Genomic DNA, 25,992 nt, shown 5'->3' on the forward strand with positions numbered 1-25,992 from the left:
AAGAAATGTCAGCATTCGACGCATTTCCGCTGGGGCAGCCGGCCTTCGTCACCAACGTCCTCGACCGCGCCGCGCATCTGCGCCGCGACGACGAAAAGCTGTTCGCGCTGGAGCAGAAGCCGACCTCGCGCGCCTATGTCGTCCACCGAGATTCGCTGCTGGTGAAGCGCGAGGGCGAAAAGGTGCGCGCGCTGCTGGGAATCGACGAGGCGCTGAAATGCGGTGCCAATCCCGGCACGATCTTCTTAGGGCTGCGCGACGGCGCCGCTGTGTTCGGCATGGGTCTGTCGCAAGCCGCCGCCGAGAAGCTGGTCGGCCGCGAGGACTACAGCCTCACCGAGCTGCGCGGCATGGCCATGCAGGGCGCGATTCGCCCCGACGAGCTCTCGGCGGTCGCGATGGCGAAGTCGATGGTGAGCTGGCACCAGCGCCACGGCTATTGCGCCAATTGCGGCACGCGCAGCGCGATGAAGGAAGGCGGCTGGAAGCGCGATTGCCCGGCCTGCAAGGCCGAGCATTTTCCGCGCACCGATCCGGTCGTGATCATGCTGGTCGCCTCCGGAGAAAAATGCCTGCTCGGGCGCCAGAAGCAGTTCCCGCCGGGCATGTTTTCCTGCCTTGCCGGCTTTGTCGAGGCCGCCGAGACCATCGAGGACGCGGTGCGCCGCGAGATTCTCGAAGAGTCCGGCATCCGCTGCACCGACGTGCAGTATTACATGACGCAGCCGTGGCCGTATCCGTCGTCGCTGATGATCGGCTGCAGCGCGCGGGCGCTGAACGAGGACATCGTCGTCGACCACTCCGAGCTGGAGGATGCGCGCTGGTTCACGCGCGAGGAGGCGGCGCTGATGCTGACGCGGACGCATCCCGACGGGCTCGCCGGCCCGCATCCCTTCGCCATCGCCCATCATCTGCTCGGCCGCTGGGTGCACGACAAGAGCGGCGCTTGAGCTGAGGCCAGCGATGGCCGGGATCGCACCGCGCATCCTCTGCATCGGCATTCCCGTGCGCGACCTGACCTTTCGCGTGGAGGCCGTGCCCGCGCGCGGCAGCAAGGCGAATGCCACGCATCTTGCCGAGATCTGCGGCGGCAACGCGCTCAATGCCGCGATCGCGATGGCACGGCTTGGTGGCCGCGTCGCGTTCGCAGGTCCCATGGGCGATGCGCGGGAGACGTCGAGCGGTTTCATTCTCGCGCAGATGGCGCAGGAAGGCATCGACACAAGCCATATCGTGCGCATGCCTGATGTGACCACGCCCGTCTCGGCGATCATGATCGAGACCTCCGGCGAACGGACACTCACGATCTATCGCGATCCCGGCCTGTGGAGCGTGGAGCTGCCGGACGCCGACGTTCTGCTCGCCGATTGTCGGACAGTCCTCGTCGAAAGCCGCTGCGCCGCGTTCGCGACCTCCCTCTGCACCGAGGCGCGCCGGCGCGGCATCCCCGTTGTCGTCGGCGTCGACCGCGCGATGTCTTTGCAGGACAGCCTGCTCACGGCCGCCTCGCACCTGCTGTTCGCCAGCGAACAGGTGCAGGAGAGTGCCGGTATCGCCGACGACGGCGAGGCATTGCGGCACCTGGCGAAGCTGACGCCGGCCTTCCTCGCCGCCACCCGCGGTCCCCACGGTACGATCTGGCTGAGCGAGACAGGCGAGTTGGAGGAGACGCCGGCCTTCCCGGTCCAGGCGGTCGATACGCTCGGCGCGGGCGATGTCTTCCATGGCGCCTTCACGCTCCGCCTCGCCGAGGGAGAGGGGGTGCGCGAGGCGCTGCGATTCGCCGCGGCGGCTGCAGCGCTGAAATGTACCCGCCATGGTGGCGGTCTGACTGCCCCACAACGTGTTGAAGTTGAACAGCTTTTGCACATGCCGCCTGCGGCGGCGCTCAGTGGGCCGGCGCGATTATAGGCTTGCCGTGGAATGATTTTCTCTATATCAGGGAAATCTGCCCATGAAATGGAACAAAGTTCTTCAAATGACTGACCTCGCTGTCCAGATCCCCGAGACCAGCCGCCGCCTCGACGCCATCGACCGCAAGATCCTGATGGTACTCCAGGAGGATGCCTCCCTCTCCGTCGCCGAGATCGGCGACCGTGTCGGCCTGTCCTCGACCCCCTGCTGGAAGCGCATCCAGCGGCTGGAGGCCGACGGCGTGATCCTGAAGCGGGTCGCCCTGGTCGACCAGAACAAGATCGGGCTCGGCATCTCCGTGTTCGTCTCGGTGGAGAGCGCCGACCATTCCGACGCCTGGCTCAAGAAGTTCGCCGAAGCCGTCAGTGCCATGCCCGAGGTGATGGAGTTCTACCGGATGGCCGGCGACGTCGACTACATGCTGCGCGTCGTGGTCGCGGACATGCAGGCCTATGACGTGTTCTACAAGAAGCTGATCAGCGCCGTGCCGCTGAAGAACGTCACCTCGCGCTTCGCGATGGAGAAGATCAAGTCGGTCACCGCGCTGCCGATCCCGGCGGTGGTGGCGGCGTAAGGCTTGGTTCGCACGTCTCACCACAAGGAAGCTGTCATCGCCCGGCTTGACCGGGCGATCCAGTATTCCAGAGACGGCGATTGGATACGGAGAAGCTGCGGCGTACTGGATGCCCCGGTCCCGGCTCCGCCAAGGCTACGCCGGGGCCACAAGGGTGCTCGGCCGCCGAAGCTTTAGCGAAGGCGGCAAGCCGGGGCATGACAGCGGAGATTTGCGGCGCGGGTTGTGCCCCCCTGGCCCCTCTCAGATCTTCTGATTGTACTCGCCGACTTCGGGATGCGTGCGCAGCACGCTGTTCACCATCTCGAACATGTCGTGCATGCGCTGCTCGGAGACCGGGCTCTCGACCACGACCACGAGCTCGGGCTTGTTGGAGGAGGCGCGCACCAGGCCCCAGCTGCCGTCCTCGACCGTGACGCGCACGCCGTTGACGGTGACGAGGTCGCGGATCGCCTGGCCGCCGATCCTGGCGCCCTTCGCCTGCAGGTCTTCGAAGTGCTTCACCACCTGGTCGATGACGCCGTACTTGGTCTCGTCGGCACAATGCGGCGACATGGTCGGCGACGACCAGGTCTTTGGCAGCGCGTTCTTCAGGTCGGCCATCGACTTGCCGGGCGCGCGGTCGAGCATGTCGCAGATCGCGAGCGCCGACACCAGGCCGTCGTCATAACCGCGTCCATACGGCTTGTTGAAGAAGAAGTGCCCGGACTTCTCGAAGCCGGCGAGCGCACCCGTCTCGTGGGTGCGGCGCTTCATGTAGGAATGGCCGGTCTTCCAATAGGCGACCTTCGCGCCCTGCTTCTGCAGAACAGGATCGGTGACGAACAGGCCCGTCGACTTCACGTCGACGACGAACTGCGCGTCCTTGTGGATCGCCGACATGTCGCGGGCGAGCATCACGCCGACCTTGTCGGCGAAGATCTCCTCGCCGGTGTTGTCGACGACGCCGCAGCGGTCGCCGTCGCCGTCGAAGCCGAGGCCGACATCGGCCTTGTGCTGCAGCACCGCGTCGCGGATCGCGTGCAGCATCTCCATGTCTTCAGGATTCGGATTGTACTTCGGGAAAGTGTGGTCGAGCTCGGTGTCGAGCGGGATCACCTCGCAGCCGATCGCCTCCAGCACCTGCGGCGCGAATGCGCCGGCGGTGCCGTTGCCGCAGGCCGCGACGACCTTGAGCTTGCGCGTCAGCTTCGGACGGCTGGTGAGATCGGCGATGTAGCGCGCCGGATAATTCTCGTGGAACTGGTAGGAGCCGCCGACCTTGTTCTTGAACTCGGCGCCCAGCACGATCTCCTTGAGCCGCGTCATCTCGTCCGGGCCGAACGTCAGCGGACGGTTAGCGCCCATCTTCACGCCGGTCCAGCCATTGTCGTTGTGCGAGGCCGTGACCATCGCGCAGCAGGGCACGTCGAGGTCGAACTGCGCGAAATAGGCCATCGGCGTCACGGCCAGCCCGATGTCGTGCACCTTGCACCCCGCGGCCATCAGGCCGGAGATCAGCGCGTATTTGATCGAGGCCGAATAGCCGCGGAAATCATGGCCGGTAACGATCTCCTGCTTGACGCCGAGTTCCGCGATCAGCGCGCCCAGCCCCATGCCGAGCGCCTGGATTCCCATCAGGTTGATTTCCTTCTGGAACAGCCAGCGCGCGTCGTATTCGCGAAAACCCGTGGGTTTCACCATCGGCTCGGATTCGAAGGCGTAGGTGTTGGGCAACAAGACGGATTTCGGCTTGGGAAACATTGAGACGGTCTCGTGAATGGGGGGCAGGATCTGATGCAGCCTTAGCGAATGCCAGGCCGCAGCGGAAGGCGGGAATGGCAGCTTGTGGCTTATAATTGCGGCAGTTTGGTAACAGGGAAAATCTGACCGCGACAGCGGTCGAAACAGCGACGTTTTTTGAAATATGCGGTCGCAGGCACCCTTGGGAGGCCCTTACTGCTCCAGCACCATCTGGCCGTTGGCGTACTCAAAACGCTTCAGGCGGGACAGGAAGGAGAGGCCGAGCAGGTTTTCCGATAGCGCCTCGTCCGGCAGCACCATGGCCTCGACGTCGCGCACGACGAGGCCGCCGACCTCCAGCATGGCGATGCGGGTGCGCGCGGCCTTGATGGTGCCGTTGGCGGTGGAGACGGTGGCGTTGTATTCGCTGCGCGAGGGACGCAGGCCGAAGCGGGCGGCCGAGGTCTCGTTCAGCGCAACCACGGAGGCGCCGGTGTCGACCATGAAGCCGATGCGCTGACCATCGATCCGGCCCTCGGTCTGGAAATGGCCGCGGCCGTCGCGGCCAATGGCGAGGCTGCGGCCACCGGCCGGCGCCGTGGCTGCGACCGCGACCGTCGTGCGCGGCGCGGACGTGGCGGAAGCGGAGCTCATCCTGTCCGCCATCTGCGCCATGAAGGTGCCGAGGCCGATCATGATGGCCGCGAAGATCATTATGTTACGCATCACACCACTTCCGAGCCGGAAAGCTCGATTTCACCACGCGACACGACCGCCCGCGAGTGACGCTGCGGCCGGGCCATTGCCATTTTGACGAAAAGGATGAGCGGACGGTTAATGCGGGTTCGTGATTTCTCAGGTGCCGCGCGGTTTGACCCGCCGGGTCGGCAGTGCATTCGCCGGATCTTCCGGCCAGGGATGGCGCGGGTAGCGGCCGCGTAGGTCGGAGCGCACCGCGGCGTAGCTGCCGCGCCAGAACCCCGGGAGATCCCGCGTCACCTGCACCGGGCGTTGCGCCGGCGACAGCAATTCCAGCACCAGCGGCACCTTGCCGGCCGCAACCGACGGATGGGTGTTGAGCCCGAACAGCTCCTGGAGCCGCACCGCGATGGTCGGGCCCTGCTCGGCCTCGTAGTCGATCGCGAGCACGGTGCCGGTCGGCGCCTCGAAATGCGTCGGCGCTTCGCGGTCGAGCCGCGCGCGCATCTCCCACGGCAACAGCGCCATCAGCGCATCGGAGAGATCGCCGGCGGAGATATCCTTGAGCGCAATCTTGTCGTAGAGCGCGGGCACCAGCCAATCGTCGCGCCGTGCGATCAGCCCGTCGTCGGACAGATCGGGCCAGCTGTCGCCTTCGGCCTTGCGCAGGAACATCACGCGGTCGCGCCATTGTTTGGCCGCCTTCGACCAGGGCAACCGGTCGAGGCCCGCGGCGATCAGCCCATCGGCGAAGATGCGCGCAGTCTCCTCCGACGGCGACACAGCCAGCGTCGCTTCAGAGAGCGTGATCGCATGCAGCGCGCGCTTGCGCCGCGCGCGCAGCGCCATCGCACCGCGGTCGAACGAGGTCTCGTCCACGGTCTCGATATGCTCGGCGAAATGCCGCTCGATGTCGTCCTCGCTGATCTGCGCGGCGAGCAGGATGCGCCCGCTCGCGGCCGTTCCCGTCATTTCGCCGATCGCGATATAGGGCGCGCGGGCGAGCGACGAGGTTTGCTCGACGGCGGCGCCGCGGCCGTTGGCAAGCACGAAACTGCCATTGCCGCGATTACGGGCGACACGGTCCGGAAAGGCATAGGCGAGCATCAGGCCGGTCGAGAGATCTTCCTGCTGCCCCGCCTTCTCCGACGCCGCGACCTGCGAGGCCCAGCGCCGGGCGAGGTCGCGCGCACTCGACGCGCGCGGCGAGCGGTCGCGGCGGAACTGGTCGCGCCGGTACTCGAGATCGGCGCTGTCGCCGCCGAGCCCCCGCTCGGTGAGGATGGCCGCGATCTCGGCCGCGGCCTCGCCGCTGCCTGCGCGGTGCGAATCCACGATCATGCGCGCCAGCCGCGGCGGCAATGCCAGCGCGCGCAGGCTCCTGCCTTCCGCGGTGATGCGGCCGTCGCCGTCCAGCGCGTTGAGCTCGCTGAGAAGGCTCTTCGCTTCCTTCCAGGCCGGCTGCGGCGGCGGGTCGAGGAACGACAGCGCGGCGGGATCGGCCACGCCCCACTGCGCCAGATCGAGCACCAGCGAGGACAGATCGGCGCTGAGGATTTCCGGCTGGGTGTAGGGCGCAAGCGAGGCCGTCTGCGGCTCGTCCCAGAGCCGGTGGCAGACACCGGGCTCGGTGCGGCCGGCCCGGCCGCGGCGCTGGTCGACCGCCGCGCGCGAGGCGCGCACTGTCTCGAGCCGCGTCAGGCCGATATCGGGCTCGTAGCGCGGCACGCGGGCAAGCCCTGAATCGACCACGATGCGCACGCCTTCGATGGTGAGCGATGTCTCCGCGATCGAGGTCGCTAGCACCACCTTGCGGGTACCTTTCGGCGCCGGCGCAATGGCGCGATCCTGCACGGCGGCATCGAGCGCGCCGAACAGCGGCACGATCTCGATACTGGCGTCCTGCACGCGCTCAGCCAGAAAATTCTGGGTGCGGCGGATTTCGGCGGCGCCGGGCAGGAACGCCAGCACCGAACCGCTGTCGGCGCGGAGCGCAGACGCGATCGCATCCGCCATCTGCCGCTCGATCGGCGCATCCGCCTTGCGGCCGAGATAGCGCGTCTCGACCGGAAAGGCGCGGCCCTCGCTTTCGACGACGGGCGCCTCGCCGAGCAGCCTTGCGACGCGGGCGCCGTCGAGCGTTGCCGACATCACGAGAATGCGCAGATCCTCGCGCAGGCCGGTTTGCGCGTCGCGCGCCAGCGCAAGGCCGAGATCGGCGTCGAGCGAACGCTCGTGGAATTCGTCGAACAGGACGGCGGCAACGCCTGAGAGCTCGGGATCGTCCATGATCTGGCGGGTGAAGATGCCTTCGGTCACGACCTCGATGCGTGTCGCGCGTGAGATTTTCGAGCCGAAACGGACGCGATAACCGACGGTCTCACCTGCCCGCTCGCCGAGCGATTTGGCCATGCGGTCGGCGCTGGCGCGCGCCGCGATGCGCCGCGGCTCGAGCACGATGATCTTCTTGCCTTTGGCCCAGGGCGCATCGAGCAGCGCCAGCGGCACGCGCGTGGTCTTGCCGGCGCCGGGCGGCGCCACCAGCACGGCCGCGTTGTGTGCCTCGAGCGTGCGCGACAAATCGCCGAGCACGGCATCGATCGGGAGGGGTGTGTCGAAGTTGCGGGGCAAAGTTTATCCGGTCGTCATGCCCGGGCTTGTCCCGGGCATCCACGTTCTTTCACCTGGCAGTGAACAAGACGTGGATGGCCGGGACAAGCCCGGCCATGACGGTTTTTAGTCGACAACAATGTGTAGCTATCAGCCCTGCGCCGACGGCCGGCCGATGCTCTCGTAGGTGAAGCCGGCCGCTTCCATCTCTTCGGGGCGGTAGATGTTGCGGAGATCGACGATGACGGCCTGCGCCATGGTCGCCTTCAGCCGGTCGAGATCCAGCGCGCGGAACTGCACCCATTCGGTGACGATGACGAGCGCATCGGCGCCTTCCGCGCAGGAATAGGCGTCCTCGCAATAAATGATGCTGGGCAGCTCACCCTTGGCCTGCTCCATCCCGACGGGATCGAAGGCCTTCACCTTCGCGCCCATGTCGATCAGGCCGGTCACCAGCGGGATCGACGGCGCATCGCGCATGTCGTCGGTGTCGGGCTTGAAGGTGAGGCCGAGCACGGCGATGGTCTTGCCGCGCAGCGAGCCGCCGAGCGCCTGGCTGACCTTGCGCGCCATCGCACGCTTGCGGTTCTCGTTGACGGCCAGCACGGATTCGACGATGCGCAGGGACACGTCGTAGTCCTGCGCGATCTTGATCAGCGCCTTGGTGTCCTTCGGGAAGCACGAGCCGCCGAAGCCGGGACCTGCGTGCAGGAACTTGGTGCCGATGCGGTTGTCCAGGCCAATGCCGCGCGCGACCTCCTGCACGTTGGCGCCTACCTTTTCGGCAAGGTCCGCGATCTCGTTGATGAAGGTGATCTTGGTCGCGAGGAACGCGTTGGCGGCGTATTTGATCATCTCGGCGGTGCGGCGCTCCGTGAACATCAGCGGCGCCTGGTTCAGCGACAGCGGGCGATAGATATCGCCCATCACCTTGCGGCCGCGCTCGTCGGAGGTGCCGACCACGACGCGATCGGGATACTTGAAGTCGCGGATCGCCGCGCCCTCGCGCAGGAATTCGGGGTTGGAGGCGACGACGACGTCCGCTTTCGGATTGGTCTCGCGGATGATNCGCTCGACCTCGTCGCCGGTGCCGACCGGCACGGTCGATTTCGTCACCACGACGGTGAAGCCCGACAGCGACTGCGCGATCTCTTTCGCGGCAGCGTAGACATAGGACAGATCGGCGTGACCATCGCCGCGGCGCGACGGCGTGCCGACCGCGATGAAGACGGCGTCGGCGTCGGCGACCGGCTTGGACAGGTCGGTGGTGAAATCGAGCCGCTTGGCCTTGACGTTGCTCGCAACCAGCTCGTCGAGCCCGGGCTCGTAGATCGGGATCTCGCCGCGATGGAGCGCTGCGATCTTCTTCTCGTCCTTGTCGACGCAGGTGACGTCGTGACCGAAATCCGCAAAGCAGGCTCCGGACACCAGTCCCACATAGCCCGTTCCGATCATCGCGATTCGCATGGAAAACCCTGTTTTGGCTTGGTTAACGAAACCCCAACATGGGGCGGTTTAGCATTTTCCCGGGGCGAGGGAACCGTCCGCGCGCAAAAACCGGCACGCGAATTGTACCGGTAAAGAAATCGTAAGCCGCAAGGCTCCACACTGCCTCGCGCCCGGACAGCACCGGGCGGAACACGGCTCGAAAAGGGACACCATGGCAGCAACCGGCACCATCGCCGCGAGCGGGGGACTCAAGCTCCCGGCTGCCGCGCGTGTCGACTGGGTCGACTATGCCAAGGGCATCTGCATCGTCATGGTCGTGATGATGCATTCGGTGCTGGGGGTCGAGCTCGCCGCCGGCGGGACCGGTTTCATGCATGTCGCCGTGGCCTTTGCAAAGCCGTTTCGGATGCCGGATTTCTTCCTGATTTCGGGCCTGTTCCTATCATTGGTGATCGACCGCGACTGGCGAACCTATCTCGACCGCAAGGTGGTGCATTTCGCCTATTTCTATGTCGTCTGGGTGACAATCCAGTTCGGCTTCAAGGCGCCCGCCTTCGCGGCGGAGACGAGCTGGCGCGAGGTAGGCCTCTTATACCTCGAATCCTTCATCGAGCCGTTCGGCACGCTCTGGTTCATTTATCTGCTGCCGGTCTTCTTCGTCGTCACAAAACTGACACGGCGCGTCCCGCCGCTCGCGATCTGGCTCGTCGCCGCCGCGCTGGAGACGGCGCGCATCACGACCGGCTGGACCGCGATCGACGAGTTCTGCGCACGCTTCGTCTATTTCTATTCCGGCTACCTGTTCGCGCCCTACGTGTTCGCGCTGTCGGATCGTGCACGCAACCATCCTGCGCCCGCACTCGCAGCACTCGCGACCTGGGCGCTGGTCAATGCCGGCCTCGTCGCAGTCGGCGCCAGCGAATGGAAGATCGTCTCACTCGTGCTCGGCTTTGCAGGGGCCTGCGCCATCATCACCATGGGTACGCTGCTCGCGCGCGCGCAGTGGCTGAACTTCTTCCGCTTCTGTGGCGAGCACTCGATCGTGATCTATCTCGCCTTCTTCCTGCCGATGGCGGCGACGCGCACGCTACTGCTGCGCACGGGAATCATTCCCGACATCGGCACGGTGTCGCTGATCGTCACCATCGCCGGTGTGCTCGGCTCGCTCGCAATCTGGCAGGCCGCCCTGCGGCTCGGTGCCAATTTCCTGTTCGAGCGGCCGGATGCATTCTGGATCGCGCCGAAGAAGGCGGGGCCGGTGTTGCAGCCGGCCGAATAGGCCGGTCAAGGCTTCATATACAAGGCCCCCGTCGTGCGACCGGCTTCGAGATCAGCCTGCGCCAGCGCGGCGTCCCGCAGGCTGTAGGCTCTGCCGGTCAACTGGAGCACACCGTCGGCCATTGCAGCAAGAACCCGCTCGGCAGAACGGCGATACTCGCCGGCATCGTTCATGTAGGCCATCACGCTCGGCCGCGCCAACATCAGGCTGCGCCGCGGCCCGAGCTCGTTGACGTCGAGCAGCGGGATCGACCCGGCTGACTGGCCGATGCTCGCCACCACGCCGAATGGCCGCACACAGCCGAGGGTCTTCTGCAACGTCGTCCCGCCGACGCCGTCATAAGCGACATCGACGCCACGTCCGGCGGTGAGATCGGCGACGGCTGCAGCGAAATCGGCGTCCCGTCCGACGATCACATGAGACGCGCCGGCAGCACGGGCGGTTTCGACCTTCGCCGGCGAGCCGACCGTCCCTATCACCGTCGCCCCGAGGCTGTCGGCCCAACGGGTCAGCAACTGCCCGAGCCCGCCTGCCGCGCTGTGAACGAGAATTGTCGTCCCACGGCCGACGGGAAAAACGCGAGTGAGCAGCATGTCGGCTGTAATTCCCTTGACCAAAGCCGCCGCGACCGCCTCATCCGGGATGGCGGCGGGAAGCTTCACGCAACGCCAGGCCGGCAAGTTGCGTTCAGACGCGTAGGCGCCGACCGGCGCACCCGCATAGGCAACGCGATCCCCGATCTCGAGGCCGGCCACCTCGGAGCCTAGCGCCGCAACGACGCCGACCGCCTCGACGCCCGGAATCCGCTCGGGTGGCAGCGCGTAGAGGCCCATGCGCTGATAGATGTCGATGAAATTGACACCGATCGCTGTCTGCCGCAGCCGGACTTCACCGCGGCCCGGCGGCGGCAGATCGGCGCTCGCCAGTTCAAGCTGCTCTACGCCACCGGGCGCCTTCAACCTCACGATCACGACCATGTCCTGTCCTCCTATCAACTAGCGGAGGGACTATGGAATGATCCGGGAATCTGCGAAACTGCTCATAACTGAGACATGCTTGTGAGAATTTGCGCAATGGACTGGACCGATCTGCAGCATTTCCTCGCGCTGGCACGTGAGGGCAGCCTGTCCGCCGCGGCGCGGAGCCTCAACGTCGACCACGTGACCGTGGCCCGCCGCGTCGCCGCGCTGGAAGCATCCATGTCGCTCAAGCTCGTCGACCGCAGGCCGCGCAGCTATGAACTCACCGAGGACGGCAAGCGCATCGCCAAGATCGCAGCTCCGATGACGGAGACCGCGTTTGCAGTGGAGCGCGCCGCGCTGGCCTCAAAATCGGAGATCGGCGGCGAGATCGCGATCAGCGCGCCGCCCTCGCTGGCCAACCTCTTGATCGCGCCGAAGCTGATCCGTCTGCGACAACAATATCCTGGCATCAGGATCAAGCTGATCGGCGAGAAGCGCACGGCCTCGCTCAATCGCCGCGAGGCCGATCTGGCGCTTCGCTTGTCTCGTCCAACGCAGCCGGGGCTGGTCGCCCGCAAGATCGGTTATTTCGAGTTCGCCCTCTATGGCTCGCCCGCTTATCTGAAGGCGACGCCCCCGCATGCCTTCGCCTTCGTCGCCTACGACGCCAGCATGGACGAAGCTCCCCAGCAGCGATGGCTGAAGCGGTTCGCCGGTGCACGCGAGATCGTGCTTTGCACCAACGACCTGGAGAACCAGGCGGCAGCCGCCAGGACCGGAATCGGGCTTGCGGTCTTGCCAAAATTCCTTGGCGAGGCGGATCCGCTGCTGGAGCGCTATGACACGGGCGGGCGACCTGTGGGGCGCGAGGTCTGGCTCGTGCTCCATCGCGACTTTCGCCGCACGCCCGCGGTGCGCGCGGTGGCGAATTTCATCGAAGGCTGCCTGCCCTGATCTCGCGGCCCATGCCGTTGCCATGATTTGTCTGTGCGAGTCACCAAAATTGCGACCTGTCGAGGCTGTCTTTTGCCCCAAAAATTCATACATTGCGGCCATGCCCAAGACATCCCCGAAGACCACCGCCAAAGCTGACACCAAGGCTGCGCCCAAAGCCGGCGAGACCAAGGCCGCTGCGCCAGCTGCTGCCAAACCGGTCGCGGCGAAGGCGGCCGGCAAGGGCGACCACATCTTCCTGGTCGACGGTTCCGGCTACATCTTCCGCGCCTATCACGCGCTGCCGCCACTGAACCGCAAGTCGGACGGCCTTCAGGTCAACGCGGTGCTCGGCTTCTGCAACATGCTGTGGAAGCTCTTGCGCGACATGCCGGCCGACAACCGGCCTACGCATCTGGCCATCGTGTTCGACAAGTCGGAAGTCACCTTCCGCAACAAGATCTACCCCGAGTACAAGGCGCACCGGCCACCGGCGCCTGACGATCTGATCCCGCAATTCGCGCTGATCCGCGAGGCCGTGCGCGCCTTCGACCTGCCCTGCCTGGAACAGGGCGGCTTCGAGGCCGACGATCTGATCGCGACCTATGCGCGGCAGGCCACCGAGCGCGGCGCCACCACGACCATCGTGTCCTCCGACAAGGACCTGATGCAGCTCGTGAACGACAAGATTACGATGTACGACACCATGAAGGATCGCCGCATCGGCGTTCCCGAGGTGATCGAGAAGTTCGGCGTTCCGCCGGAGAAGGTGGTCGAGGTGCAGGCGCTTGCCGGCGATTCCACCGACAACGTGCCCGGCGTGCCCGGCATCGGCATCAAGACCGCGGCGCAGCTGATCGTCGAATATGGCGACCTCGAGCAGCTTCTGTTCCGCGCCACCGAAATCAAGCAGCCCAAGCGCCGCGAGGCGCTGATCGAGAACGCCGAGAAGGCGCGGATCTCCCGCAAGCTCGTGCTGCTCGACGACAAGGTCGAGCTGGAGGTGCCGCTCGACGACCTCGCCGTCCACGAGCCCGATGCGCGCAAGCTGATCGCGTTCCTGAAGGCGATGGAATTCACGACACTGACGCGCCGCGTCGCGGACTATTCGCAGATCGATCCGGCGAATGTCGATGCCGATGCGTCGAACAGCAGCGGCGCCAGGGGCGGCGACGGCGCGGCGAAAGCAAAACCGTCCGAGGCCTCCGGCGATCTCTTCGCCACCCCCGCCGCGACCGCGACGGGCGGCGACAAGGGCGACAAGTCGGCCAGCATCAAGGGCGCGCCGATCTCGCTCGCCGCCGCGCGCGAAGAGGCGCTGCGCAAGCTTCCGGTCGAGCGCGCCAGGTACCAGGCCATCAAGACGCTCGCCGAATTGAACGCCTTCATTGCGCGCATCCACGATGCCGGCCATGTCGCGATCGAGATCCGTGCCAACTCCATCGATCCCATGCAAGCCGATCTCTGCGGCGTGGCGCTGGCGCTGGGGCCGAACGATGCGTGTTACGTGCCGTTGGCGCACAAGCAGTCCGGCGGTGGCGCCGGCCTGTTCGACGCCGGCCTCGCGCCCGATCAGGTCAAGCATGCCGACGCGATCGACGCGTTGCGGCCGGTGCTGGAATCATCAGGCATTCTCAAGATCGGCTTCGACGTCAAGTTCACCGCCGTCATGCTGGCGCAGCACGGCATCACCTTGCGCAACACCGACGACGCGCAGCTGATCTCCTATGTGCTCGACGCCGGCCGCGGCTCGCATGAGCTGGAGTCGCTCGCTGAGCGCTGGTTCGGCCACGCCATGCTGAAGGAGGGCGAGCTGCTCGGCAGCGGCAAGGGCAAGATCACTTTCGACCAGGTGCCGATCGACAAGGCCGCGCCGCTGTCGGCGGAAGGCGCCGACATGGCCTTGCGCGTCTGGCGCGTGCTGAAGCCGCGCCTCATCGCCGAGCACATGACCGCGGTCTACGAGACGCTGGAGCGGCCGCTGGTCGCGGTGCTCGCGCGCATGGAGCGGCGCGGCATCTCGATCGACCGCCAGGTGCTGTCGCGGCTGTCAGGCGATTTCGCCCAGACCGCCGCCCGCGTCGAGGCCGAGATCCAGGAGATCGCGGGCGAGCCGGTCAATGTCGGCAGCCCCAAGCAGATCGGCGACATCCTGTTCGGCAAGATGAGCCTGCCCGGCGGCACCAAGACCAAGACCGGCGCATGGTCGACGACCGCACAGGTGCTCGACGAGCTCGCCGAGCAGGGCCACGACCTTCCGAAGAAGATTCTGGAGTGGCGCCAGGTCTCCAAGCTGAAATCGACCTACACCGACGCGCTGCCGACCTACGTCAACCCGCACACCCATCGCGTGCACACGACCTACGCGCTGGCCGCGACGACGACGGGCCGGCTGTCGTCGAACGAGCCGAATTTGCAGAACATCCCGGTGCGCACCGAGGACGGCCGCAAGATTCGCCGCGCCTTCATCGCGACGCCCGGGCACAAGCTCGTCTCAGCCGACTATTCGCAGATCGAATTGCGGCTGCTGGCGGAGATCGCCGACATCCCCGTGCTGAAGCAGGCGTTCCGCGACGGGCTCGACATTCACGCCATGACCGCGTCGGAAATGTTCGGCGTGCCGATCAAGGGCATGCCGAGCGAGATCCGCCGCCGCGCGAAAGCGATCAATTTCGGGATCATCTACGGCATCTCGGCCTTCGGCCTCGCCAACCAGCTCGGCATCGCGCGCGAGGAGGCCTCCGCCTACATCAAGAAGTACTTCGAGCGCTTCCCCGGTATCCGCGCCTATATGGACGAGACGCGGGATTTCTGCCGGAGCCACGGCTATGTCACCACGCTGTTCGGCCGCAAGTGCCACTATCCCGACATCAAGGCCTCCAACGCCTCGGTGCGTGCCTTCAACGAGCGCGCCGCAATCAACGCACGGCTTCAGGGCACCGCCGCCGACATCATCCGCCGCGCCATGACGCGCGTCGAGGACGCACTCGCCGAGAGGAAGCTCTCGGCGCAGATGCTGCTCCAGGTGCACGACGAGTTGATCTTCGAGGTGCCGGACGCCGAGGTCGAGGCGACGCTGCCGGTCGTGCAGCACGTCATGCAGGACGCGCCGTTCCCGGCCGTGCTGCTCTCGGTGCCGCTGCACGTCGATGCGCGTGCAGCGAACAACTGGGACGAGGCGCATTAGAGGCGGCTTTCATCTCAGGTGTCGTCCCGGCGAAGGCCGGGACCCATACCCCCCAGGGAGAAGTTGTGGCGCGAGATGTTAGTTGGCAGTCCTCGCCCAACTCGATTTCGTGGTTATGGGTCCCGGCCTTCGCCGGGACGACACCGGAGGTGAGGCGGAATCCAATTGTCCTCCGAGCAATTGCGTGATGGCACCACCGCGCGGCGCATATTAGAACCGTGCCGTCTCCCGCACCGGTTCACCCATGCCCCACACCCCAGCCCTGCTCGGCTTCGCCCTCGTCTGCCTCGGCCTCGTGCTCACGCCGGGACCGAACATGATCTACCTGATCTCGCGCTCGATCACGCAGGGGCCCGCCGCGGGCATCGTCTCGCTCGGCGGCGTGGCGCTCGGCTTCGTGTTCTACATGCTGTGCGCGGCGTTCGGCATCACGGCGCTTCTGCTCGCCATTCCCTTTGCCTATGACGCGCTGCGCTTCGCCGGCGCCGGCTATCTGCTGTGGCTGGCCTGGCAGGCGGTGAAGCCCGGCGGGCGCTCGCCGTTCCAGGTGAAGACGCTTTCGATCGACAGCCCGCGCAAATTGTTCGCGATGGGCTTCGTCACCAATCTGCTCAATCCGAAGATCGCGATGCTGTATCTGGCGCTGCTGCCGCAGTTCATCGATCCCGCAGCCGGCAGCGTGCTGACGCAGTCGGTGGTATTGGGGGCGATCCAGATCGCGATCAGCGTCAGCGTCAACGCGATGATCGCGCTCGCGGCAGGTTCGATCGCGCTGTTCCTGGCGAACCGGCCGAGCTGGATGCTGGTGCAGCGCTGGCTGATGGGCACGGTGCTGGCCGGGCTTGCGGTCAGGATGGCGGTGGAAGCGCGGAAGGTGTGAGGCACACTGTCATGCCCCGGCTTGACCGGGGCATCCAGTACGCCGCGGCCTCTCGGTTCAATCACCGCCGCCTCTGGATACTGGATCGCCCGCCCCAGTGCGCGAGTGCGCACAAGGCGGGCGATGACAGCTTCCTCGATCAATCCAGCTTCGCGTCCATTCCCCGCTTCACCGCAGGCCGGGCCATCAGGGCCTCGTACCAGCGCTTGACGTTGGGGAAATCCGCCAGCTCAACCTTGTGGCGAGGGTGGCGCCAGGCCCAGCCCAGGATGGCAAAATCGGCAACCGAGAGGTCGCCGGCGACGAAGTCGCGGTCCGCCAGCCGGCGGTCGAGCACGCCGTAGAGCCGGCGGGTCTCGGCCATGAAGCGCTTCAGGCCGTAGGCGCGGTCCTGCTCGTTCTCGAGCGCGATGAAATGGTGCACCTGACCCGGCATCGGGCCGAAGCCGCCCATCTGCCACATCAGCCATTCGTAGACCGGGATACGACCCGCAAGCGATTTCGGCAGGAATTTGCCGGTCTTTTCACCCAGATAGAGCAGGATCGCGCCGGATTCGAAGATGCTGACGGGCTTGCCGTCCGGCCCCTCGGGATCGACGATCGCAGGGATCTTGTTGTTGGGGGAGAGCTTCAGGAACTCCGGCGCCATCTGCTCGCCCTTGGTGATGTTCACCGGGATCACCTTGTAGGGCAGCCCCATCTCCTCCAGCGCAACCGAGATCTTGCGGCCGTTCGGCGTGTTCCAGGTGTGCAGCTCGATGGTCATGCGTCGTTTCCTTCCCCAAAAGGCATGAGCCCTCACCTACTCCAGAAGGTTGCGGCCCCACAACCGGCGGTCCGGGATGGCCGATCGTCGGCCGATCCCTGTTGACTGGGCCGGTCCCCTCTGGAATGTCGCCGCCGTCGCGGATAAATTCCGCCACTTCCAAAAACGCTCCCGAGGGACCGCCGTGTCGAAATCAGCCTCCCGCGCCCGCCTGTTCGAAATCATCCGCCGGCGCTCCTTCGGCCGCGGCGAGGTGACGCTCGCGTCGGGCCGCAAGAGCGATTTCTACTTCAACCTCAAGCCGACCATGCTCGACCCCGAAGGCGCGACGCTGCTCGCCGAGCTGACCTATGAGGCGCTGAAGGACGACAATCTCGATTTCATCGGCGGGCTCGAGATGGGTGCGGTGCCCCTCGCCGGCGCGCTGGCGCAGATCTCCTGGATCAAGGGCCATCCGATCGCGGCGTTCTTCGTGCGCAAGAAGCCGAAGGAGCACGGCGCCAAGCTCGCGATCGAAGGCCTGCCCAGGGGCGAGACGCTTCAGGGCAAGCGCGTCGTGATCGTCGAGGACGTCACCACGACAGGCGGCTCGGCGATGAAGGCGGTGGAATCCGTGCGCGAGACCGGTGCCGAGGTGGTGCTGGTGCTGACCATGGTCGACCGCGAGGAAGGCGCCACCGACACTTTCGGCGCGGCCGGCCTGCCGTTCCGCTCGCTGTACAAGGCGTCGGAGTTTTTGAAGGCTTGAGGCCGCGAAACAGTCCCGGCCGTCCATGCCCGGGCGTGGCCCGGAAGCAACGATCCGCCGGAAGCTGTGCCTGGCCTTGAAGAGGTCACGGCCTCGACTTGAATCCGCCTCCGCTCAACTGCTCATTTACCATCCTGCATTAGGGTGAATCATGTGCTGAGACCTGATGGTCCCGGCCGGTTCAGTAGCGTCGGGTGGAGTTAGCATTGCGTACAGTCATGCCCCATGCGCGCCGGCGGCGTCGCGCGATGCTTGTGGCCGCCACCCTGGCAGCACCGCTGCTTGCAGCTCCCGCCCCGGTTTCGGCCGAAGGCCTATTCGACTTCTTCTTCGGCGGCATGCAGCAGCAACGGCCGCAGCGCGCGGTGCCGCAGCAGACGAACTCCTACGCCGATCCCTTCACCGGCCAGCCGGATCCCGCAGCCCAGTATGTGCCGCCGACACGCGCGGCGGCCGCCGGCGGCTCGGGCCCAGCGTTCTGCGTCCGCAGCTGCGACGGCAAATATTTTCCGCTGATGCGCGGCCTCACCTCGCCCGCCCAGATGTGTCAGGCGTTCTGTCCTGCCACCGCGACGAAGGTTTATTTCGGCTCGTCGATCGACGGCGCTGCTTCGCAGACCGGCGAGCGTTACGCCGACAGCGAGAACGCATTCGCCTATCGCAAGGCGCTGCGCGCCGACTGCACCTGCAACGGCCGCGAGCCGGTCGGTCTCGCCCCGGTCGATCTCGCGCTGGATTCTTCGCTGAAAGCTGGCGACGTGATCGCGACCAGCGATGGCCTCGTCGCCTATACCGGCGTCCGCCTTGGCATGGAGCAGACCGCGGAGTTCACCCCGGTCGCCTCCTATCCCGGCCTCACCGCACAGGTCCGTGCGCGGCTCGGCGAGATGAAGGTGGCACCGGTGCGCGCAGATACGGTGGCGGCAGATGCGCCGGCGTCGGCCGAGATCGTGCGCGAAGCGCTGCCTGACGTGACGGTGCCGAAGACCCAGGCGAAGCCGGCGAAGCGGGCGGGGCTGGATTGAAATCCTCATGGTGAGGAGCGCGGAACGCGCGTCTCGAACCATGAAGGCCCGGCTGCTGCAGCTCGGCCTTCATCCTTCGAGACGCTTGCTTCGCAAGCTCCTCAGGATGAGGATTGAGCCCCTCACCTCCCGATAATCACCCCGATCACGTTCGGCGCCGCCAGGTATTTCTCCTCGATCGCCGCGCGTGCGGCGGCGCGGTTTTCCTGAGTCAGCAGCCCGCGCTTCTCGGCCAGGATCATCCAGCAGAAACCCCACCAGTCGGTCAGCATGCCCTGATCGCCAACGAGGTCATATCCCTGCTCAGCCGCGAAGATGCGCGCATGCGCTTCGTCCAGCGTGTCGAGGAACAGATGATCCTCGACCGCGAACAGATCGTCGCTGATGTCGTCGATGGTGTAGCCCCAGATCGACTGGCACACCGCGTTGAACTCGCGGTCGAACTGGTCGTCATCGATCCTCTGGCGCCGCGCCGCCTGATGCAGCCGCGACAGCGAGCGCGCGAAATCGGCGATGCGGGTGAGGGCAAACTGGTCGAAGGCAATGGTGGACATGTAGTCCTCGCAAAGTCGGACAGACGCTAGATGTTGTATCGGCAATGCGCCGAATCACAATGATATATCAAAGACTTGCTAAAGTGTTCTTAATTTGTTCCGATGCTTCTACAACGTCGTCCCGGCGAAGGCCGGGACCCATAACCACCGCTGCCCGACGTTTTCGGAAATGGGCGCTCAGCAATGAATGCACCAGCCGCGTACTACGTCTATATTCTCGCAAGCCGACGCTACGGCACGCTGTACATCGGCGTCTGTAACGACCTCAGCAATCGACTCTCGTTGCATCGTTCGGGACGCGGTTCAAAGTTCGTCAGCAAGTACGGCGTGACGCGACTTGTTTACGTTGAGACCTATGCTTCGCCATCCGAAGCGATCGCGCGCGAGAAGGCGCTGAAGGAGTGGCGACGCGACTGGAAGATTCGCTTGATCGAGCAAGAAAATCCGGATTGGCGCGATCTCTCGCATCTTCTCTGACAGCGGTGGGTATGGGTCCCGGCCTTCGCCGGGACGACACCATCTTCTTAGCAAGTCAGCCGCCTCAATTCGCCGCCGATATCAACCTGTCCCCGCACGCATTGGCGTAAAACTTGCCGCCGCATTGGCGCTTGATTGCGGCGCAGCGGGCGGCTGGCGTTGCGTTTTGCGGGACGGTGAAGCCGCAGCTCAAACCGTCGGCGCTGCGGCTGGATTTGCCGGCAGCAAACGCAGCGCTGGAGGCGGAGATGCAGACGACGAGCAGCGCCGCGGCGGCGATTTCGATCAGCAGTCTCATGGCGCATCTCCTCCACACTGATGGCTGAATTGGTCGCCATTCTAGCACCAAATCCACGCTTCTCCGTGCTCGTCCGGGTTCCCAAATCGGCCCGTTCCTTGCATAAATTTACGCCAGCGCAGTGCACGGCCGCACCGGCGACAGTTCCGGTGCAGAGGCAAGACGCGTAGGGTTAGTGGTGTTTCTGTCGACCAGGAAGTGACGGCCTTGCAAGATCAATCGTTCCAGCCCAATTTTGCCGCCCCCGGCCAGCCCATCGACGAGCTCGCGCTGGCCGAGATCAAGGGCGCGATCCTGGCGAAGCTGCGTCTTGCCATCGGCAAGGACGCCGGCATGGCGACCAGGCACGACTGGTACCAGGCCGCGGCGCTCGCGCTGCGCGACCGCATCGTGCATCGCTGGCTCACGGCCGAGAAGCACAGCTACGACGCGGGGCGCAAGCGCGTCTATTATCTCTCGCTCGAATTCCTGATCGGCCGCCTCTTCACCGATGCGCTCAACAATATGGGGCTGCTCAAGATCTTCGAGGTCGCGCTCGGCGATCTCGGCGTCTCGCTGCCCGAACTGCGCAAATGCGAGCCGGACGCCGCGCTCGGCAATGGCGGCCTCGGGCGGCTCGCCGCCTGCTTCATGGAGAGCATGGCGACGCTGTCGATCCCCGCAATCGGCTACGGCATCCGCTACGATTACGGCCTGTTCCGCCAGATCATCAACCAAGGCTGGCAGCAGGAATATCCGGACGAGTGGCTCGGCTTCGGCAATCCCTGGGAATTGCAGCGGCCGGAAGTGATCTACAACATCCATTTCGGCGGCGGCGTCGAGCATGTCGACGACAAGGGCCGCGACCGCGCGATCTGGCATCCGGGCGAGACCGTGCAGGCGATCGCCTATGACACGCCGATCGTCGGCTGGCGCGGCCAGCACGTCAATGCGCTCCGCTTGTGGTCGGCACGCTCGCCCGATCCGCTGAAGCTCGACGCCTTCAACAAGGGCGACTATGTCAGCGCCAGCGCCGAGCAGTCGCGCGCCGAGGCGATCTGCAAATTCCTCTATCCGAACGACGAGAGCCCGGCGGGCCGCGAGCTGCGGCTGCGCCAGGAATATTTCTTCGTCTCGGCCTCGCTCCAGGATCTGGTCAAGCGGCATCTGTCGTCCGACGGCCAGCTCCGCAGCCTGTCGTCGAAGGTCGCGGTGCAGCTCAACGACACCCATCCGAGCCTCGCCGTCACCGAGCTGATGCGGATCCTCGTCGACCTGCACAATTTCCGCTGGGACGAGGCGTGGAAGATCACGGTCGCCACGCTCTCCTACACCAATCACACGCTGCTGCCCGAAGCGCTGGAGACCTGGCCGGTCGAGTTGTTCGAGCGCCTGTTGCCGCGGCATCTGGAAATCATCTACCGCATCAACGTGCAGCATCTGGCGCTCGCCGAAGCGCGCGCGCCAGGCGACATCGACTTCCGCGCCTCGGTCTCGCTGATCGACGAGAAGAGCGGCCGCCGCGTGCGCATGGGCCAGCTCGCCTTCGTCGGCTCGCACCGCATCAACGGCGTCTCGGCGATGCATTCGGACCTGATGCGCGAGACCGTGTTCCACGATCTCAACCATCTCTATCCCGGCCGCATCACCAACAAGACCAACGGCATCACCTTCCGCCGCTGGCTGATGCTGGCAAACCCGAAGCTGACCGACCTGTTGCGCGAGACCTGCGGCGACGCCGTGCTCGACGACCCGACGCAGCTCTCGCTGATCGAGGCGCGCGCCAGCGACGTCGAATTCCAGAAGAAATTCCGCGCCGTCAAGCATCACAACAAGACGGCCCTGGCGCGACTGATCGGCGAGCGGCTCGGCATCAAGGTCGACCCCAGCGCGCTGTTCGACGTGCAGATCAAGCGCATCCACGAATACAAGCGCCAGCTGCTCAACGTCATCGAGACGGTCGCGCTGTACCAGTCGATCAAGGACGATCCCAACGGCAACTGGGTGCCGCGGGTGAAGATCTTCGCCGGCAAGGCGGCGGCGAGCTACAAATACGCCAAGCTGATCATCAAGCTGATCAACGACGTCGCGGATGTCGTCAACAACGATCCCGCGATCGGCGGCAAGCTGAAGGTCGTCTTCCTGCCCGACTACAATGTCAGCCTCGCGGAAGTGATCATCCCCGCGGCCGACCTGTCCGAGCAGATCTCGACCGCCGGCATGGAAGCGTCCGGCACCGGCAACATGAAGCTGGCGCTCAACGGCGCCATCACCATCGGCACGCTCGACGGCGCCAATATCGAGATCCGCGACCATGTTGGCAACGAGAACATCGCGATCTTCGGCATGGAGGCCGGCGACGTCATGATCCGGCGCAAGCAGGGGCTGGATGCCTCCGACGTGATCCGCAATTCGCCAAAGCTCCAGCGCGCCATCAATGCGGTCGGCGCCGGCGAGTTCTCGCCCGGCGACCCCGGCCGCTTCGAATCCATCGCGCACGCGCTGCGCTATCTCGACCATTACATGGTCAGCGCCGATTTCGATTCCTATTACGAGGCGCAGCGTTCGGTCGATGCACGCTGGCAGGTGGCGCCGGCCTGGACGCGCGCCTCCATCCTCAACGTCGCGCGCATGGCATGGTTCTCCTCCGACCGCACCATCCGCGAATATGCCGAGGAGATCTGGAACGTGCCGGTCAATCCGACCACGCCGCTGCTGCCGAACCTGCGCGACGCCGCGGGCTGATTTTCCGCAACGTGAAATCGGCGTTACCTGCGAGGTTATTGCATCTCGCGACGAGGATGATGATATGATCGTCATCATCCCCAAGGCGGCGCCGGCGATACGGACGCCGTGGCCACACCGTCATTGCGAGCGCAGCGAAGCAATCCAGACTGTCTCCGCGGAAAGACTCTGGATTGCTTCGCTGCGCTCGCAATGACGGTCGGGGAGACACCGAGGACCTCCGATGCACGCCAAGCTCCCGCACCCGTTCGACGACGCCACCCGCATCACGGCCGGTGACTCCAGCTGGCAGGGGCACACCAGCGACGATTACTGGGCCTTTGTCGGCCCGTTCGGCGGCGCCACCGCCGCGACCATCCTGCGCGCGTTGATCGAGCATCCGCAAGCCGCCGGCGATCCGCTGGCCCTCACCGTCAATTACTGCGCGCCGATCGCCAAGGGCCCGTTCGATCTCGATTTGCGTCTGGTGAAGGCCAACCGCTCCAGCCAGCACTGGAGCGTCGAACTGTCGCAGGGCGGCGGCGAGGTCGCGACGCTCGCCACCGCGGTGTTCGCCGAGCGGCGGCTGTCCTGGGAGCACAGGGTGGCGACGGTCCCGGACGCAAAGCCGTTCGAAGAGACGCTGCCGTTCCCGAAAATATCGGCGTCCTGGGCCAACCAGTACGAATTCCGCTTCGTCGAAGGCGAGATGCGGATCGGCCCGCCGCAGGCCGAGCTTGCCAGCACCTATTCGAAAATCTGGATCAGCGACCGCACCCCGCGCAGGCTCGACATGCTGTCGCTGATGTCGATGTCGGACGCCTTCTTCGGCCGCATCTTCCACGCGCGGCGCGAGCTGGTGCCGTTCGGCACGGTGTCGCTGACGACCTATTTCCACACCGACAGCGAAGAGCTCGCCGCCGAGGACATCACGCGCGTGCTGGCGACCGCCGATTCGAAGATCATGCACAAGAGCTACGCCGACCAGAACGCCGAGCTGTGGTCCCCGAACGGACGGCTGCTCGCGACCACGACGCAGATCGCGTATTTCAAGGCGTGAGCTTCTCGCTTCGCGAGTAGGTACCCCCTAGCGTCGTCCCGGCGAAGGCCGGGACCCATACCGCGTGATGTCTCGGTGAACGGCGGTAGTGGTACCGTGGGAAGACTTTTCACTGCCAGTCTTCGCCAAACTTCTCCCTGTGGTTATGGGTCCCGGCCTTCGCTGGGACGACACCTGATGTGTAGCTGGCGCTATCGCGCACAAACCAGCACCAACAAAAAGGGCGGCCTCGCGGCCGCCCTTTTGCATTTCAAACGCGGCGAACCTACTCCGCCGCGAGCTTCACGTCCGGCGCGGCCGCGCGCACCTCGGCGTCGACCTGGGCTTCGAACTTGGCAAAGTTCTTCTGGAACATGCCGACCAGCGCGCGGGCGGTCTTGTCGAACTCGTCCTTGTCCTTCCAGGTGTTGACCGGGTTGAGGATTTCGCTCGGCACGCCCGGCAGCGCGGTCGGGACCGCGAAGCCGAAATACTTGTCGGTGCGGAATTCGACGTTGCGAAGCGAGCCGTCGAGGGCTGCGGTCAGCAGCGCGCGGGTCACCTTGATCGGCATGCGCGAGCCGACGCCATACTTGCCGCCGGTCCACCCCGTGTTGACCAGCCAGCAGTCGACATTGTGCTGGGCGATCAGGTCGCGCAGCATGTTGCCGTAGACGGATGGGTCGAGCGGCAGGAAGGGCGAGCCGAAGCAGGTCGAGAATTCCGGCTGCGGCTCGTTGCCGAGACCACGCTCGGTGCCGGCGACCTTGGCAGTGTAGCCGGAGAGGAAATGATACATCGCCTGCGCCGGCGACAGCTTTGCGATCGGCGGCAGCACGCCGAAGGCGTCGGCGGCGAGCATCACCACGTTCTTCGGCTGCGGCGCGCGGCCGGTGCGCGAAGCGTTCGGGATGAAGTCGAGCGGATAGGCCGAGCGGGTGTTCTCGGTCTTGGAGCCGTCGTCGAAGTCCACCACGCGGGTGTCCTCGTCGAGCACGCAGTTCTCGAGCACCGCGCCGAAGCGCGTTGAGGCGGCATAAATCTGCGGCTCGGCTTCCTGCGAAAGCTTGATGCACTTGGCGTAGCAGCCGCCTTCGAAATTGAAGACGCCGTTCGGGCCCCAGCCGTGCTCGTCGTCACCGATCAGGGTGCGGTTCGGGTCGGCCGACAGCGTGGTCTTGCCGGTGCCGGAGAGGCCAAAGAAGATCGCAGCATCGCCCTTGGCGCCGACATTGGCCGAGCAGTGCATCGGCATCACGCCGCGCTCGGGCAGATAGTAGTTCAGCGTGGTGAAGACCGACTTCTTCATCTCGCCGGCATAATAGGAGCCGCCGATCAGAACGATCTTGCGGGCGAAGTCGATCGCGACGACGTTCTCCGACTTGCAGCCGTGGCGCTTCGGATCGGCGCGGAAGCTCGGCATGTCGATGATGGTGAGCTCGGGCGTGAAGGTCGACAGCTCGACCGCCTCGGGGCGGATCAGCAGCGTGCGGATGAACAGCGAATGCCAGGCGAGCTCGGTGAACACGCGGGTCTTGATCCGGTAGGCCGGATCGGCGCCGCCGTAGAGGTCCTGCGCGAACAGGCTCTTGCCTTCGGCGTGCTTGAGGAAGTCCTGATAGAGCGTCTCGAACTGCTCCGCGGTGATCGACTGGTTGCCGGCCCACCACATCTTCTTGTCGGTGGTGGCATCACGCACCGTGAACTTGTCCTTGGGGCTGCGGCCGGTGAACTCGCCGGTGTCGGCGCAGAGCGCGCCGTCGGCGGACAGCACCGCCTCGCCCGCGGAGAGTGAGTATTGATAAAGCTGCGGTGCGCCGAGGTTCCAGTGAACCTGTTTGAGATTCTTTAAGCCGAATTTGTCGGCACCGAAGGCACCGTTGCGCACGCCCGTCTCTTGCACGAAATATCCTCCTAGAACCCGCGACACTTAGCGCGGTCATGCTTTGGCGCCGTCGCGGTCACCGTGAATAATAGGCCATCCGGCCTAGGTTGGGCGACCTAATACTGATGAACGCTGGCGTTGCCAAGCCGATCCCGCAGGATTTGGTTTATTCAAGGACCGCGCCAAACGTCGCGCATGTCAGCTCTGAGCAGGCGCATCAAAAAATCACGAATGATCGCGCAACCAAATGCGCGTTTCGACGTTATCGGGGGTTATTGCGACGCACAA

22 protein-coding genes are annotated in these 25,992 nt (G+C 65.4%); 13 read left to right on the plus strand and 9 right to left on the minus strand.

Annotation, left to right across the window (positions count from 1 at the left end):
• The first annotated feature begins 5 nt into the window (after positions 1–5).
• The 3 genes from nudC (at position 6) to A3M7_RS0131390 (ending at position 2,488) form a co-directional block, all read left to right on the plus strand.
• Positions 6–950, plus strand: a complete 945-nt coding sequence (nudC, locus tag A3M7_RS0131380; RefSeq protein ID WP_027547487.1) for an NAD(+) diphosphatase — start codon at positions 6–8, stop codon at positions 948–950.
• A gap of 13 nt (positions 951–963) precedes the next feature.
• Positions 964–1,911, plus strand: a complete 948-nt coding sequence (locus tag A3M7_RS0131385; RefSeq protein ID WP_027547488.1) for a sugar kinase — start codon at positions 964–966, stop codon at positions 1,909–1,911.
• A 67-nt stretch (positions 1,912–1,978) separates the two neighbouring features.
• The gene (locus A3M7_RS0131390) at positions 1,979–2,488 is read left to right on the plus strand and encodes an Lrp/AsnC family transcriptional regulator (protein WP_027547489.1); all 510 of its coding nucleotides are present in this window, start codon (positions 1,979–1,981) and stop codon (positions 2,486–2,488) included.
• A 243-nt stretch (positions 2,489–2,731) separates the two neighbouring features.
• On the opposite strand, the gene A3M7_RS0131395 is transcribed toward A3M7_RS0131390, so the two are convergent.
• The 4 genes from A3M7_RS0131395 to A3M7_RS0131410 form a co-directional block, all read right to left on the minus strand.
• Positions 2,732–4,231: a phosphomannomutase/phosphoglucomutase gene (locus tag A3M7_RS0131395; RefSeq protein WP_027547490.1), complete on the minus strand. Its 1,500-nt coding sequence runs from the start codon at positions 4,229–4,231 to the stop codon at positions 2,732–2,734.
• 192 nt (positions 4,232–4,423) lie between these two features.
• Positions 4,424–4,936 (minus strand): TIGR02281 family clan AA aspartic protease, encoded by a 513-nt coding sequence (locus A3M7_RS0131400; RefSeq protein ID WP_027547491.1) that lies wholly within the window; start codon positions 4,934–4,936, stop codon positions 4,424–4,426.
• Between the two features lie 129 nt (positions 4,937–5,065).
• A complete protein-coding gene (hrpB, locus tag A3M7_RS0131405) occupies positions 5,066–7,540 on the minus strand; it encodes an ATP-dependent helicase HrpB (protein WP_027547492.1) in 2,475 nt (824 codons plus the stop codon).
• Between the two features lie 129 nt (positions 7,541–7,669).
• The gene (locus A3M7_RS0131410) at positions 7,670–8,986 is read right to left on the minus strand and encodes a UDP-glucose/GDP-mannose dehydrogenase family protein (protein ID WP_027547493.1); all 1,317 of its coding nucleotides are present in this window, start codon (positions 8,984–8,986) and stop codon (positions 7,670–7,672) included.
• Positions 8,987–9,179: 193 nt separating this feature from the next.
• Between A3M7_RS0131410 and A3M7_RS0131415 the strand changes: the two genes are divergently transcribed.
• Positions 9,180–10,247 carry an acyltransferase family protein gene (locus A3M7_RS0131415; protein WP_027547494.1) on the plus strand — a complete coding sequence of 356 codons (1,068 nt, stop codon included), beginning with the start codon at positions 9,180–9,182 and terminating at the stop codon, positions 10,245–10,247.
• Between the two features lie 5 nt (positions 10,248–10,252).
• On the opposite strand, the gene A3M7_RS0131420 is transcribed toward A3M7_RS0131415, so the two are convergent.
• Positions 10,253–11,224 (minus strand): quinone oxidoreductase, encoded by a 972-nt coding sequence (locus A3M7_RS0131420; RefSeq protein WP_027547495.1) that lies wholly within the window; start codon positions 11,222–11,224, stop codon positions 10,253–10,255.
• A 96-nt stretch (positions 11,225–11,320) separates the two neighbouring features.
• Between A3M7_RS0131420 and A3M7_RS0131425 the strand changes: the two genes are divergently transcribed.
• From A3M7_RS0131425 to A3M7_RS0131435, 3 genes are all read left to right on the plus strand, one after another.
• Entirely contained in the window at positions 11,321–12,163 is an 843-nt protein-coding gene (locus tag A3M7_RS0131425) for a LysR family transcriptional regulator (RefSeq protein WP_049823780.1), read from the plus strand.
• 100 nt (positions 12,164–12,263) lie between these two features.
• Positions 12,264–15,329 carry a DNA polymerase I gene (gene polA / locus A3M7_RS0131430; RefSeq protein ID WP_027547497.1) on the plus strand — a complete coding sequence of 1,022 codons (3,066 nt, stop codon included), beginning with the start codon at positions 12,264–12,266 and terminating at the stop codon, positions 15,327–15,329.
• 244 nt (positions 15,330–15,573) lie between these two features.
• Positions 15,574–16,209 (plus strand): LysE family translocator, encoded by a 636-nt coding sequence (locus A3M7_RS0131435; RefSeq protein ID WP_027547498.1) that lies wholly within the window; start codon positions 15,574–15,576, stop codon positions 16,207–16,209.
• Positions 16,210–16,348: 139 nt separating this feature from the next.
• Here the strand turns inward: A3M7_RS0131435 and A3M7_RS0131440 are convergent, their stop codons facing one another.
• Positions 16,349–16,975, minus strand: a complete 627-nt coding sequence (locus A3M7_RS0131440) for a glutathione S-transferase family protein (RefSeq protein WP_027547499.1) — start codon at positions 16,973–16,975, stop codon at positions 16,349–16,351.
• Between the two features lie 184 nt (positions 16,976–17,159).
• On the opposite strand from A3M7_RS0131440, the gene pyrE reads away from it, so the two are divergent.
• Positions 17,160–17,723: an orotate phosphoribosyltransferase gene (pyrE, locus tag A3M7_RS0131445; RefSeq protein ID WP_027547500.1), complete on the plus strand. Its 564-nt coding sequence runs from the start codon at positions 17,160–17,162 to the stop codon at positions 17,721–17,723.
• 248 nt (positions 17,724–17,971) lie between these two features.
• Positions 17,972–18,748 (plus strand): DUF2865 domain-containing protein, encoded by a 777-nt coding sequence (locus tag A3M7_RS0131450; RefSeq protein ID WP_198033830.1) that lies wholly within the window; start codon positions 17,972–17,974, stop codon positions 18,746–18,748.
• A 122-nt stretch (positions 18,749–18,870) separates the two neighbouring features.
• Here A3M7_RS0131450 and A3M7_RS0131455 read toward each other — a convergent pair whose 3' ends face one another.
• The gene (locus tag A3M7_RS0131455) at positions 18,871–19,302 is read right to left on the minus strand and encodes a hypothetical protein (protein ID WP_027547502.1); all 432 of its coding nucleotides are present in this window, start codon (positions 19,300–19,302) and stop codon (positions 18,871–18,873) included.
• Positions 19,303–19,485: 183 nt separating this feature from the next.
• On the opposite strand from A3M7_RS0131455, the gene A3M7_RS0131460 reads away from it, so the two are divergent.
• Positions 19,486–19,779 (plus strand): GIY-YIG nuclease family protein, encoded by a 294-nt coding sequence (locus A3M7_RS0131460; protein WP_027547503.1) that lies wholly within the window; start codon positions 19,486–19,488, stop codon positions 19,777–19,779.
• A gap of 64 nt (positions 19,780–19,843) precedes the next feature.
• Here the strand turns inward: A3M7_RS0131460 and A3M7_RS0131465 are convergent, their stop codons facing one another.
• Positions 19,844–20,077: a hypothetical protein gene (locus A3M7_RS0131465; RefSeq protein ID WP_027547504.1), complete on the minus strand. Its 234-nt coding sequence runs from the start codon at positions 20,075–20,077 to the stop codon at positions 19,844–19,846.
• A 207-nt stretch (positions 20,078–20,284) separates the two neighbouring features.
• On the opposite strand from A3M7_RS0131465, the gene A3M7_RS0131470 reads away from it, so the two are divergent.
• The 3 genes from A3M7_RS0131470 to A3M7_RS0131475 all read left to right on the plus strand — a co-directional run bounded on the left by A3M7_RS0131470 (position 20,285) and on the right by A3M7_RS0131475 (position 23,840).
• On the plus strand, positions 20,285–22,801 hold the full coding sequence (locus tag A3M7_RS0131470; protein ID WP_027547505.1) for a glycogen/starch/alpha-glucan phosphorylase: 2,517 nt from the start codon (positions 20,285–20,287) through the stop codon (positions 22,799–22,801).
• Between the two features lie 64 nt (positions 22,802–22,865).
• On the plus strand, positions 22,866–22,997 hold the full coding sequence (locus tag A3M7_RS51095; RefSeq protein ID WP_256374902.1) for a hypothetical protein: 132 nt from the start codon (positions 22,866–22,868) through the stop codon (positions 22,995–22,997).
• Positions 22,998–23,024: 27 nt separating this feature from the next.
• Positions 23,025–23,840: an acyl-CoA thioesterase II gene (locus A3M7_RS0131475; protein ID WP_027547506.1), complete on the plus strand. Its 816-nt coding sequence runs from the start codon at positions 23,025–23,027 to the stop codon at positions 23,838–23,840.
• Between the two features lie 265 nt (positions 23,841–24,105).
• Here A3M7_RS0131475 and A3M7_RS0131480 read toward each other — a convergent pair whose 3' ends face one another.
• Entirely contained in the window at positions 24,106–25,722 is a 1,617-nt protein-coding gene (locus A3M7_RS0131480; RefSeq protein ID WP_027547507.1) for a phosphoenolpyruvate carboxykinase, read from the minus strand.
• Between the last annotated feature and the right edge of the window lie 270 nt (positions 25,723–25,992).

The organism is Bradyrhizobium sp. WSM2254, assembly GCF_000472645.1.
Taxonomy (GTDB): Bacteria; Pseudomonadota; Alphaproteobacteria; order Rhizobiales; family Xanthobacteraceae; genus Bradyrhizobium; species Bradyrhizobium niftali.

Bases quoted from the DNA above. Each gene is read 5' to 3' on its own strand.
- A3M7_RS0131475 (WP_027547506.1), top strand. From the start codon at position 23,025: ATGCACGCCAAGCTCCCGCACCCGTTCGACGACGCCACCCGCATCACG.
- A3M7_RS0131400 (WP_027547491.1), bottom strand. From the start codon at position 4,936: ATGCGTAACATAATGATCTTCGCGGCCATCATGATCGGCCTCGGCACC.
- polA (WP_027547497.1), top strand. From the start codon at position 12,264: ATGCCCAAGACATCCCCGAAGACCACCGCCAAAGCTGACACCAAGGCT.
- A3M7_RS0131385 (WP_027547488.1), top strand. From the start codon at position 964: ATGGCCGGGATCGCACCGCGCATCCTCTGCATCGGCATTCCCGTGCGC.
- A3M7_RS0131435 (WP_027547498.1), top strand. From the start codon at position 15,574: ATGCCCCACACCCCAGCCCTGCTCGGCTTCGCCCTCGTCTGCCTCGGC.
- A3M7_RS0131460 (WP_027547503.1), top strand. From the start codon at position 19,486: ATGAATGCACCAGCCGCGTACTACGTCTATATTCTCGCAAGCCGACGC.
- A3M7_RS0131440 (WP_027547499.1), bottom strand. From the start codon at position 16,975: ATGACCATCGAGCTGCACACCTGGAACACGCCGAACGGCCGCAAGATC.
- A3M7_RS51095 (WP_256374902.1), top strand. From the start codon at position 22,866: ATGATCGTCATCATCCCCAAGGCGGCGCCGGCGATACGGACGCCGTGG.
- A3M7_RS0131425 (WP_049823780.1), top strand. From the start codon at position 11,321: ATGGACTGGACCGATCTGCAGCATTTCCTCGCGCTGGCACGTGAGGGC.
- A3M7_RS0131455 (WP_027547502.1), bottom strand. From the start codon at position 19,302: ATGTCCACCATTGCCTTCGACCAGTTTGCCCTCACCCGCATCGCCGAT.
- A3M7_RS0131415 (WP_027547494.1), top strand. From the start codon at position 9,180: ATGGCAGCAACCGGCACCATCGCCGCGAGCGGGGGACTCAAGCTCCCG.
- A3M7_RS0131390 (WP_027547489.1), top strand. From the start codon at position 1,979: ATGACTGACCTCGCTGTCCAGATCCCCGAGACCAGCCGCCGCCTCGAC.
- A3M7_RS0131465 (WP_027547504.1), bottom strand. From the start codon at position 20,077: ATGAGACTGCTGATCGAAATCGCCGCCGCGGCGCTGCTCGTCGTCTGC.
- A3M7_RS0131395 (WP_027547490.1), bottom strand. From the start codon at position 4,231: ATGTTTCCCAAGCCGAAATCCGTCTTGTTGCCCAACACCTACGCCTTC.
- A3M7_RS0131420 (WP_027547495.1), bottom strand. From the start codon at position 11,224: ATGGTCGTGATCGTGAGGTTGAAGGCGCCCGGTGGCGTAGAGCAGCTT.
- A3M7_RS0131450 (WP_198033830.1), top strand. From the start codon at position 17,972: ATGCTTGTGGCCGCCACCCTGGCAGCACCGCTGCTTGCAGCTCCCGCC.
- nudC (WP_027547487.1), top strand. From the start codon at position 6: ATGTCAGCATTCGACGCATTTCCGCTGGGGCAGCCGGCCTTCGTCACC.